The sequence below is a fragment of the Haladaptatus sp. genome, assembly GCF_049589095.1.
Lineage (GTDB): Archaea > Halobacteriota > Halobacteria > Halobacteriales > Haladaptataceae > Haladaptatus.
The window spans coordinates 1-11216 of sequence record NZ_JBAWAC010000128.1; the positions used below are offsets into that span (position 1 = coordinate 1).

The window sequence follows — 11216 nt, forward strand, 5'->3', positions numbered from 1 at the left end:
GAACGAGCGCGCGAGCGAACTGTTCGGCGAGGAGTTGGCGAGCGGCTATCCGACTTCCGGAATCATCGTGGACTGTAACTCCATCGTCCTCCCGGCGGGGGAGATAACCGCGCTCGTCGGCCCGAACGGGAGCGGAAAGAGCACGCTTCTCAAGGCGCTGTCCCGCGAGCTGGAACCCGAAAACGGCGTCGTTCGGTTGGACGGCAGCGACATCCAGTCGTTCGGGACGAAGGAACTCGCGCGGGAACTCGGGCTCCTTTCACAACAGAACAAGTCGCCCGGAAGCCTGACCGTCGAGGAACTCGCATACCACGGTCGATACCCGCACCGCAAGCTCTTCGAGTCGAAGACGGAAGCGGATCACGAGGCCGTCGATACCGCACTCGAACGCGCCGGCGTCACGCACCTCAGGGACGAGGAGATGAACAACCTCAGCGGCGGACAAAAACAGCTCGCGTGGATCGCAATGGTGCTGGCACAGGACACGGACGTGCTGCTGTTGGACGAACCGACGACGTACCTCGACCTGCGCCATCAGCTGAACGTCCTCGAAATCGTCAAAACGCTCGCCCGCGAGGAGAACCTGACCATCGGCATCGTCCTCCACGACATCTCGCAGGCCGCCCGCTACGCCGACAACCTCGTCGCCCTCCGCGACGGCGAACCCTACGACTGGGGACCGCCGGACGAAGTCGTGACCGAGGAACTGCTCGCCGAGGTGTTCGGCGTCGAAGCGACGGTCGGTCTCGGACCGGAAGGACCGGTCGTGAACCCGCAACGACCGCTCTAAACGCAGCGTGGGTGAGTTCGGAGGAGTTCGATTGCAGTCCGAGTCGGGTCCATCTCCGATGACCGATTAGCTGGCGTACATTTTTAACAGCGAGAAGAATACCGGTAGATAACAGGACGACACGAGTCCATGAGCGCAGTGAAATACGCGGACCGACTCACCGACCATCCTCTCGGCCGTCTAGTGATACTCATCGCCGGAATCACCGTCCTCGGCGCGGCACTGCTGTTCTACCCACCGTTCGGGACCGTAGTGTGGTGGTTATTCCCAACCATGTTCGTTCTCAAGGGTGTTTGGGAACTGTACTTCCGTGGAGCGGACGGTTCATTATCGATGGCCGCCGGTTCCCTGCTCGTACTCGGCGGTATCAGCCGTGCGTTGTAACAACTCGTCCCGATGGACGAGTTCACCGGAACGGTAGCGAACGTCATTCCACTATGCGGAATTTTCGCCATGATGTACGCCCAGCACTACCGCGAGAACGAGTGAATTACGTCGCTAGATTCTACCTCACAGCGCTTGCCACGTCCGGGGCGAGTCGTTCAGGCGCTCACAGCCGTCCTCGGTGATGACGACCAAGTCCTCGATTCGGACGCCGAACTCGCCGGGGAGGTAGATGCCGGGTTCGACGCTGAACACCATTCCGGGTTCGAGTTCGAGGTCGTTGCCCTCCACGATGTACGGCCCTTCGTGTACGTCCAACCCGACGCCGTGGCCGGTGCGATGGATGAACTCCTCGCCGTAGCCGTAGGACTCGATGACCTCGCGAGCGGCCCGGTCCACGGATTCGGCGGTGACGCCGGGTTCGGCGGCTTCGACACCCGCCTGTTCGGCTTCGAGGACGGCCTGGTGTACCTCTTCGTACCCCTCGGGCGGATCACCCGCGAACACGACGGTTCGGGTCTGGTCGCCGGGGTAGCCGCCGACGAACGCGCCGAAGTCGAGGACGACGGGGTCGCCGGAGCCGATTTCGCGGTCACCGTGGCCGTGGTGTGGTTTCGCGCCGTTCGGACCGGAGCCGACGATGGTGTCGAAGGCGGGTTCGTCGCCCCCCGCATCGGACAGTCGGGCTTCGATCTCGGCGGCCAGTTCGGACTCCGTCATCCCGATGGCGTCATCGCCGAGTTCCCGGATTTCGACGCTGGCTCGGTCCGCGACCTCGCCAGCCGTTCGTAGCGCTTCGATTTCGGTTTCGTCCTTCCGCATTCTGAGGGAGTCGAGCGCCTCGCTGGCCAGTCCGAACGTCGCGTCGGGGAGAGTACGCTGGAGACCTTGGGTGAACAGCGCCCACATCCGGTCGTCCACGAGGAGGTGGCCGCCGTGGAGGTCGAACTCGTTGGCGACCGATCCCACGAGCGAGAGCGGGTCGTCGCCGTCGCTCCACGTTCGTATGTCGGAAATCCACGACTCGTCGGCGATCTGCTCGCCGTACATGTCGGGGACGACGAAAACGGGGTCGTCGTCCTTCGGGACGAACAGGAGCAGGTGTCGTTCGCCGGGATGTTCCCGGAAGCCGGAGAGGTAAAACAGGTTCGTGCTCGGGAAAAGGACGAGGGCATCGGCGTCGGCCGCATCCAATCGCTGCTGACACCGACGGGTTCGTTCCGCGAAAGCGTCCGTCATGTCTCGAATATCGGAACCCGGAGCGTAAAAGTTGGTGCTCCGAGGCAATTCCGAGCGGGAAGCTTCCGCTGGAAACGAGAGTGACGGCAAAAACGAATAACGAAGACCGGGACAAGGTTGCCGAATAGATCGCCGAACGTCGCTTCGAAGCGACGTTCCGAAACTGCAGACGTTCCGAAACTGCAGACGATCCGAACCTACACTGCGTCGATTCCGCGATTCCCGGTTCTGACCTGACAGGCGTCGAGGACGGGAAGGACGAAGATCTTCCCGTCGCCGGGTTCGCCGGTGTGAGCCGCTTCACGGATCGCTTCCACGACGTCCTCGGCGGGCGTGTCCGCGACGACGCACTCGATTTTGACCTTCTGGTGGAGGTCGACGACGTACTCCTCGCCGCGCCACTGGCTCTTGGTGGCCGGTTGACTGCCACGTCCCGAGACGTTCGTGACGGTCAGACTGGGCGCACCGGCTTCCACGAGCGCACGCTTTACGTCCGCCAATCGGTCGGGACGAATTATCGCGACGACCATCTCGATTCCGGAGTCGGCCGCGGCGGTCATTTGTGTTCACCTCCGTCCGCGATGGCGTGACCATCCGTCGCTCCCGTCGGCGAGCCACCGCCGGTTTCGTCGAACGATTCGACGAACTCGGGGTAGGCCACGATGCCGTGTTCGGAGCTGTCCAGACCGGTGTGTTCGTCCTCCTCGTCCACGCGCAGACCCACGGTGACTTCCGCGAGCTTGAACACGAGGTAGGAGGTGACGAGCGTCCAGATCGCGATGGTCAAGATGCCGACCGTCTGCATCGTGAACTGTGCGAGCGAGAAACCGGAGACGGCGAACACGGGAATCAACCACGTACCGATCGCACCCGCGCTTCCGTGGACACAGAACACGCCACAGACGTCATCGACTTTGAGCGTGTCGACGACCCAGCGGTAGACGAGGGGCACCTGCACGCCCGCGATGGCACCGAGGGCGATTCCGCCGAACCACGTGACGTGGGGGACTGCACCCGTGACGGCCACGAGACCGGCGAGCAAACCGTTCGCCGTGAACAGCGGGTCGGGTTTACCTTCGAGGAACGTCGTCGCAATTGCCGCGGCGACGGCACCCGCACCCATGCCGAGGGTGGTGTTCAACGCGACGCGGCCGAGCGCGGCACCCGTGAACGTCAGCGTCCCGCTCGACGCATCGAGGACGGTTGCCTGCGTTCCGACGTTGAAACCGTACCAGCCGAACGCGAGGATGAACGTCCCGAGCATCACGAGCGTCAGCGAGTGGCCGGGGATGGGAACGCTGTTGCCCTCCTTGTCGAACCGTCCGCGACGGGGCCCAACCATGTACGCGCCCACGAGCCCCGCGATGCCACCGAGCATGTGAACGACGGTTGCGCCCGCGAAGTCCATGTACCCGACGCCGTCCGCGATACCGTAGATCGATCCGACCGCCTGACCGAGGAATCCGCTGGCAGTCAACAGACCGGCATCGGACCACGCGAATCCCTGAATGACGGGGTAGATGACCGCCGTCAGGGCGATGGAGTAGAACAGGTACGCCTTGAACTGCAGGCGTTCCGCGACTGCCCCACTGACGATGGTCGCCGCCGTCATGGCGAACACCGCGCCGAACAGCCAACCGATCCACGAATCCGGGCTGTTGACGTAGGAGAACGCACCGGCCAGCGAAAGTCCGCCGGGAGCCAGGAACGTCGCGGCGATGGCCGCGATGCCGGACCCGACGAGGAAGTAGATGAGAACGCCGAGCGACCAGTCCATCAAGTTCTTCATGAGGACGTTCGCGACGTTCTTCGCCCGAACCTGTCCAGCCTCCAGCATGGCGAACCCGGGTTGCATGAAGAAGATGAGGAAAGAGACGGTGAGTATCCAGACGTTGTTGACTCCGTCCGCGACAGTGCCGATGTCAACCATCAGCCGTCACACTCCTCGAACCCCGTTGGAGGGGAATCGATAACAAGATTGTTTGCCTTTTCACCCATTTTTACTGCGTTCGTAATCCAATTCACGGTATAGAGTCGTGATTCATAAGTAGATAAAATTGAGCGTTTACAAACGTCCAGTTAATCAATTCTTTGTTGACGAACAGCCACTTTACAATCGAATATATTCCATATAAGGTTGTAAAGCGTGCAGAAATAGGATGTATGTGGAGTCTAAATCGGACGGATGTAAACATTATAAATTGATATGTCCGAGACAGGGAATTCGAGCTGCGCGCTATCAGTGAACGTACTTCACTGTGCACAATTACAGATGTTCACCGTGCACAAACGGCGTGATTAAAGGCCCTATTACAGGATTCGAAAATATGGATTGACACACAAGAAGTATTTTATACTACCGTATTGTTTCGTTATTTCGTGATCAGAAATACAAACGTGGTTAAATTCCTCCTAAATTGCCCCCTTTGTTGTTCTAGTTCGTTCGGCAGTGCGAACCGTCGCTCGTGTGATGAGAAGGGGATGGGAACGTGACGACGTCCTACCTTCCCCCAGCGGAGATGCTGACCGACGAGAAAAACGTCTCTGCGACATATCAGCAACTCACGCTCTTCATCGAGGAATACGTCGAACGGTCGGGGGCCGAGGGCGTCGTCGTCGGAATGAGCGGCGGCGTCGATTCGACGTTGGCCGCGTACCTCGCGGTCGAGGCGCTCGGTTCCGACCGCGTGTTCGGACTCCTGCTCCCCTGTAACTTGAGCGCCGAAGCGGGGAGTCACGATGCCCTGACCGTGGCCGAAGCGCTCGACATCGACTACGAGGAGATTCACCTCCAACCGCTCATTCGTGGGTTCGAAGAACTGATAAGCGGCGACGCGGAGCGCGACGATCGAGTGCAAGCGCTCGGTAACGCCATCGCACGCCTCCGGATGACCAGCACGTACTACGCGGCGAACACCCAATCCAAACTCGTGCTCGGAACCGGCAATCGGTCGGAGCAACTGCTCGGTTACTTCACGAAACACGGAGACGGTGGGTGTGACCTCCTCCCGTTAGCGAACCTCTACAAGACGGAAGTACGCGCGCTCGCCCGGCACGTCGGACTTCCCCGGCGGATCGTCGAAAAGCCCTCGACGGCGGGACTGTGGGCCGAGCAGACCGACAAAGAGGAACTGGGTGCATCCTACGAGCGAATCGACGCGGTCCTCCACTACGTCGTGGACAGACGCTACCGGGCGGAAACGGTCGCGGAGGAACTCGACATTCCGATAGAGACGGTCTGGGAAGTCGTCAACAGACACCTCGAAACCCATCACAAACGCCGTCTGCCAGCCACGTCGGGCAGGGAAGTCACCGAATAACGACCTCCCGTGCCGACGGACTGATCGGGATTCGAGGGAAGTCATCGATTTTACCCCGAGCGATATAATCACGGACCACGTAAGGGCTGTATGGGTGGGGACCCGAACGCAGATGGCTGACGATACAGCGCTGCCGATGGAGCGGTCGCGTCTCGCGTGGTGGGTGGTCGGGGTCTTCCTTGCGATCATCGTTCTGTTCGTCTTCTACTCGTTCGAGGGGACGTTCGTACTCGGCCTGTTCATGTACTACGCGACGCGGCCGATATACAACCGTCTCGAACACCGACTCGGCCATCCGGGACTGACCGCGTTCGCGTCGCTGATAGCGGTCGCACTTCCTGTCGTCGTGCTCATCTCCTACGCCGTCGCCGTGAGCGCAGTCGAGGTGGCTTCGATAGCTGGCGAGTCGTTGAAGGGGTACGAGGGCGTGCTCCGGCCGTATTTCGACCTCTCATCGCTGACGGTCCATCCACAGCGAATCATCCATCTCCTCCAACAGAGCCAAGGGGAGATCATGCGACTCGGCGGGCCAGAACTGCTCAAAACGGCTGTCGACGTGGCGGCAGCGTTCGGAACCGCGCTCCTCCAGTTGTTCGTCGCGCTCGCGTTCGCCTTCTACCTGCTCCGGGACGACGACAAACTCGTCCGCTGGTTCGTGCGCGACATCGGCGGCGAACGGAGCACGGCATACAGCTACCTCGCTGCGGTGGACCGAAGCCTGCAAACAGTGTACTTCGGCAACATCCTGAACGCCTTCGTCGTCGGCCTCGCCGCCGCCGTGGTGTACAACCTCGCCAACGTCTTCGCACCGCCGGGACTCGCGGTGCCGCTTCCGACGCTACTCGGCTTGCTCACCGGAATCGCTAGCCTCGTTCCGATCGTCGGGGTGAAGTTGATTTACGTGCCTATCGCGGCCTACCTCCTCGTCAAATCGCTCGACACCGGGATTCGAACCATCTGGTTCCCGGTGGCGTTCGTCGCGCTGTTCATCATCGTCATCGATCTCGTGGCGGAAACGGTTATCCGACCCTACATCACGGGACGGGAGTTACACGTCGGGTTGATGCTGTTCGCGTACATCTTCGGGCCGTTGCTGTTCGGCTGGTATGGGCTGTTTTTCGGGCCGTTGTTGCTCGTCTTGCTCATCCAGTTCAATCGCGTCGTCCTCCCCGATTTGATACAGGGAGAACCGCTTCCGAAACGGCACGCGACGGGAAAACCGGCCGAAAGCAGGGAGCCACGGACCGACGAGAGCGAAACGAAATCGGCCGACGAAGCGGAATCGGATGGCAAAACAGAATCGGACGACGAAGCGGAATCGGACGACGAAGCGGAATCGGGAAACGGGACCGAGGATGACTCGACAGATTTCCCGGACCAGAGTCACCGCGACGAGGATGACACTACGAGCCCTACGTGAGGGACGAAAGGTAGAGATGGAAGGTCGTCGGGGGCGATGCCCGATGATCAGTACTGTTCCTTATCGATGTCCTCCAGATGGCGCTGAATTCGCTCGAACTTATCGACCTCGACGAACCCGTACTCGGCACCGCCGAAGAACGAATCCGGCACCTCGGAATCCGTGAGGAGCAGTTCGGGGTCCGAATCGACGTGGTTCACCTTCTGGAACGGGATGACGCGGGCCAGCGGTGGGTCAGCATTAAGACAGACGACCGCGTTTTCCTGCACGAGCACCGCGTCGTACTCCTGTGCCTCGTATTCGTCTACCGCGAAGACCGTGGGCATGGATGAATCGATGCACGGAACGATATTAAAAATGAACCCGAGCGAACTCGACCGACGGCTACGCGAGCGATTCGACGCACCGGATGGTGCACGCAGGGTCGTCGTCCGGGAAGCCCGCGACCTGTCCGATTCGGGCCGGTATCGGAAACACGCGGGCATCGAACTCACCGCGTCTGCCATCGTCGGCCATCTGGAGGACGCACCGGACGACATGTCCCTCCCCGAGAAGTGGAACTGGTGGGTCGGGTCGCTCGAAATCGCCTACGGAGGCTACACCGAATTTCTCGTCGTTCGCTGGCAGGGAAGCGAGAATCAGTGACTACGGGTTGAGTTGACCCGTCACCATCAGATAGGCGAGCGCGAACTGAATCGCGTTGAACGCGCCGTGGATCAGCGCCGAGACGACGAGGTTTTGTGTGTACTCGTAGGCCGCACCGAGGACCGGCGAGAGCACGAGCAGGATGGCGAGATAGACGAGTTTTCCCGCACCCTGCAACGAGAAGAAGTGGACGAGCGCGAAGATCAGACTCGCCAGCGCGATGGCGGGCCACCGTCCGAACGACTCCCGGAGACGCCCCTGGACCACCCCGCGATACAGCAGTTCCTCGCCGGGACCGATGAGCAGGAACGAGAGCGGAATCAGGAGCAAGAACACGTTCGGGTCGCGTTCCCCGATAGCCGCCAGTTCGTTCTGTGCCGACTGAATCCCGAAGGTCGTGAGCACGAGCGACACCACGATGAGGCCGCCGTAGAAGACGATGAACCCGCCGACCGTCCATCCGAGGTCCGAGACTGTCGGAATCCGTGCGTGGACGTAGCCGAGGCCGCGCCCCGTGTAATGGAGATACGCCAGTGCGAACAGACCGAAGGAAACGCCCTGTCCCATGACGATCGAAACCGCGACGAGCAACGTCGGTCGGGAGAGCAGGGCGATACCGACCGCGGAAAACAGAATCGCCGTGAACAGGACGACGATGACCGCGAACGCGTACCCTCCAAATCCCAATCCGACTGCGGTAAACGTCGCCCGAGTCTTCGGGTTCCAGATCGCGCTCATTCGCTCGCCTCTTCGAGATTCGCGCCAGTCGCTGTCGTAATTTTCCCGTTCACCCCAAATCCTCCGCCTCGTATGTTTACCCGTAGGCTACTGGTTGTTGTGTAGAAATACTGCCAGTAACCCGGGAACGAAAACGGCGGGAATCGGTTGAGAGAGTGGGAATCGCGGTTGGAATCAAAACGGTGAGAGCGATGATATGAAAATAGAGTGGCCGTCCCGACATCGGGGTCCGGCCTGCGCGGATCCAATCTTCTACACGTCCGCAGTCTACACGTGTTCGTCCAAGAAGGCCGAAATCCGCTCGAACTCCTCCACGAGGTTTTCGCGGGAGGTGGTGTGGTGCCCCTCGTCCTCGAAGATACAGGTTTCGACGGGGAGGCCCTGCTCGCGGACTTTCTCGGCGATTTGCTCGGCTTCGCCAACGGGGACGCGGGGGTCGTTCGCGCCGTGTTGGATGAACAGCGGGCAACTGATCTTCTCGGCGTCGTGGAGCGGACTGATCCGTTCGAGGAGCTCGGGGTTATCCAGCGAGCCGTACTCCTGTTCGCGGTGACTCCGTCGCCACTCGCCCGTGTTTTCGAGGAAGGTCTCGAAGTCAGCGATGCCGACGAACTCGACGGCGGCGGCCCAGAGGTCCGGGTATTCCGTGATCGCCGCGAGGACCATAAATCCGCCGTAGGAGCGGCCGTAGGCGACGATTCGGTCGGAATCGACGGCGTCCTGCGCGTGGAGCCATTCGACACCGGCCTCGATGTCGGCCACCGAGTCCATGCGCTTTTCCTTATCGTCCAGATGGGCGTAGGCCGCGCCGTAGCCCGACGAGCCACGGACGTTGGGTTCGAGAACCGCGTACCCCTGCTGGAGGAAGTACTGCTTGGTCGGGTAGAACCACGGCTGGCGCTGGTGCTGCGGGCCGCCGTGGATGTCCACGATGACGGGCGTGTTTCCTGGTTCGGCGTTCGGCGGGAGCGTCCAGTACGCCGGAATCTCACGCCCGTCGAACGATTCGAACCGAACCGTTTCGGGTTCGAGAAAGGTGTCACGGGGGATGCCGAGCGTGCCGAAGTCGGTCCACTGTGAGACGCTTCCAGCCTCCGGATCGAGGACGAAGACGTTCTGCGGGTCGTCGCTCCGACTCAACGCGAGCGCACAGTCCTCGCCGTCGGGGGAGAACCCCGCGCCGAAGAGCACGCCGTCGGGGAAGTGCGGCGTCGCCGTACGCTCGATCTCGTCGGCCTCGGCGTCCAGTTTGCCCGCGTGTACCTCCGAGTAGCCGTCCACGTTGCGCGCCCAGACGACCCGACCAGTTCCGCCGTGGAGCGAGAAGTGCGAAACGTCCCAGTCGCCGCCCTCCTCGACCGTCGTGAGGGTTCCATCGTCGAGGTCCAGTCGGGCGATGGCGGTCGTGTCGAAATCGTGGTTCGTCACGCAGTAGCAGTTCCCGTCGGCGTCGAACCGCGCGCTGTGGTACTGCGCGTCGGTATCGTCGGTAAGTCGCCGATGCTCCCCGGTTTCGGGATCGAGCAGGAACAGGTTCTGATCGAAACTGGCGTTCGCCTTCGAAAGGACGAGACCGGGTTCGCCCCACGCTTCGACCGTCAGAAAGCCGCCCGCCCCTTCGTGAACGAGCGTGGCCGACTCGTCGTCGCGGCCCTGAACGTACACGTCGAACGTCGATCCCTCGCGGCGGTTGGCCGTGAACGCGATTCGCTCGCCGTCGGGACTAAAGCCGCCCCACTGATGGATGGCCTCCGGGGTCGCCGTCAGCGGCGTTTCGGTCCCCGTTTCGAGGTCGTAGCGGTACAGTTGGTCGTGTTCGTCGCTCCCGGTGTCCATGCCGAAGACGACCTCCGGGCGGGAGGGCGACGCCGAGACGAACGAGATTCGCTCGTCGTGGCTCGTCAGTCGCTTCGGGAACGAATCCGGATCGTCGAGCGACCAGACCTGGGGCGTCCCCGTCGTGTCGGCGAGGAAGACGAGCGTCCCATCGACCGCGATGGTCGGGGAACTGGCCGAGTCGATACCGAGATAGCGCGTGAGCGGATACGGCGCGGTTGGCATGCTATAGCGTGCGAAGAGGGACGAGAAAAGGATTCGGCTCACGGTAGTTTTGATGGGTCGAAGCGGACGTGTCCGGAAGTTTCGTGATTGCAGTCGCTGCAATCCCAACAGAATCAAACTCTTTCGTTCGTCGCAAGCGGCTGAGAACGTTCGAAGTCAGCTCTCCTGTAGCTTCGATTACAGCAAACCCGACTTCAGATCCAACTCCTCACCACGAACGTCGGAGCAAGACCTATCGTGATTCATGACGTTCAATTGATGCGAGAACCCATCAGCGAAGTCCATCCAGCCAATGTCATCGGATCTGCTCCTCGTATCGGCGTCGATAATCGCGCTCGGAGCGGCGTCGAAACTGCTCGCGGACCGATACGAGATTCCGAACGTGGTGTTTCTGCTGGGTTTCGGCATCCTGTTCGGACCGGCAGGGGTGGGACTCATCGACCCGACGCTGTTCGACGACTCGCTCTCGACTATCGTCTCGCTGGCGGTTGCCATCATCATCTTCGAAGGGGCGTTCACGCTGTCCGCGTCGGATATTCGTGACGCACCGCGCTCGACGCTGAAACTGGTGACGGGCGGGGCGGCACTGACGTTCGTCTCCCTCTGTGGTCTCGTCCAC

At 61.3% G+C, this 11216-nt stretch carries 12 protein-coding genes; 6 read left to right on the forward strand and 6 right to left on the reverse strand.

Translation table 11 applies throughout. The features are described 5' to 3' along the window. Positions 1–790 (forward strand): ABC transporter ATP-binding protein (locus tag WBV42_RS04370; RefSeq protein WP_423984947.1); only part of this gene is annotated, 790 nt, incomplete at its 5' end. Between the two features lie 129 nt (positions 791–919). Then, positions 920–1174, forward strand: a complete 255-nt coding sequence (locus WBV42_RS04375; protein ID WP_423984948.1) for a hypothetical protein — start codon at positions 920–922, stop codon at positions 1172–1174. Positions 1175–1300: 126 nt separating this feature from the next. Here the strand turns inward: WBV42_RS04375 and WBV42_RS04380 are convergent, their stop codons facing one another. From WBV42_RS04380 to WBV42_RS04390, 3 genes are all read right to left on the reverse strand, one after another. After that, positions 1301–2413, reverse strand: a complete 1113-nt coding sequence (locus tag WBV42_RS04380) for a M24 family metallopeptidase (RefSeq protein WP_423984949.1) — start codon at positions 2411–2413, stop codon at positions 1301–1303. 197 nt (positions 2414–2610) lie between these two features. Further along, positions 2611–2973: a P-II family nitrogen regulator gene (locus WBV42_RS04385; protein ID WP_082837997.1), complete on the reverse strand. Its 363-nt coding sequence runs from the start codon at positions 2971–2973 to the stop codon at positions 2611–2613. Further along, positions 2970–4343 (reverse strand): ammonium transporter, encoded by a 1374-nt coding sequence (locus tag WBV42_RS04390; protein ID WP_423984950.1) that lies wholly within the window; start codon positions 4341–4343, stop codon positions 2970–2972. Before WBV42_RS04390 ends, WBV42_RS04385 begins: the two co-directional genes overlap by 4 nt. Before the next feature lie 589 nt (positions 4344–4932). On the opposite strand from WBV42_RS04390, the gene WBV42_RS04395 reads away from it, so the two are divergent. After that, positions 4933–5733, forward strand: coding sequence for an NAD+ synthase (locus WBV42_RS04395; protein WP_423984957.1), 801 nt, complete (start codon positions 4933–4935; stop codon positions 5731–5733). A gap of 112 nt (positions 5734–5845) precedes the next feature. Continuing rightward, positions 5846–7153, forward strand: a complete 1308-nt coding sequence (locus tag WBV42_RS04400) for an AI-2E family transporter (protein WP_423984951.1) — start codon at positions 5846–5848, stop codon at positions 7151–7153. 47 nt (positions 7154–7200) lie between these two features. Here WBV42_RS04400 and WBV42_RS04405 read toward each other — a convergent pair whose 3' ends face one another. Further along, positions 7201–7479 carry a hypothetical protein gene (locus tag WBV42_RS04405; RefSeq protein ID WP_423984952.1) on the reverse strand — a complete coding sequence of 93 codons (279 nt, stop codon included), beginning with the start codon at positions 7477–7479 and terminating at the stop codon, positions 7201–7203. Positions 7480–7510: 31 nt separating this feature from the next. On the opposite strand from WBV42_RS04405, the gene WBV42_RS04410 reads away from it, so the two are divergent. Beyond that, positions 7511–7798 (forward strand): hypothetical protein, encoded by a 288-nt coding sequence (locus WBV42_RS04410; RefSeq protein WP_423984953.1) that lies wholly within the window; start codon positions 7511–7513, stop codon positions 7796–7798. Here WBV42_RS04410 and WBV42_RS04415 read toward each other — a convergent pair whose 3' ends face one another. Together WBV42_RS04415 and WBV42_RS04420 are read right to left on the reverse strand one after the other, a co-directional pair. After that, positions 7799–8536, reverse strand: a complete 738-nt coding sequence (locus tag WBV42_RS04415; RefSeq protein WP_423984954.1) for a lysostaphin resistance A-like protein — start codon at positions 8534–8536, stop codon at positions 7799–7801. It lies immediately after the preceding gene. A gap of 267 nt (positions 8537–8803) precedes the next feature. Next, complete coding sequence (locus WBV42_RS04420) at positions 8804–10597, reverse strand: prolyl oligopeptidase family serine peptidase (protein WP_423984955.1); 1794 nt, start codon at positions 10595–10597, stop codon at positions 8804–8806. A gap of 292 nt (positions 10598–10889) precedes the next feature. On the opposite strand from WBV42_RS04420, the gene WBV42_RS04425 reads away from it, so the two are divergent. Continuing rightward, a partial coding sequence (locus WBV42_RS04425; protein WP_423984956.1) for a cation:proton antiporter occupies positions 10890–11216 on the forward strand: 327 nt, incomplete at its 3' end.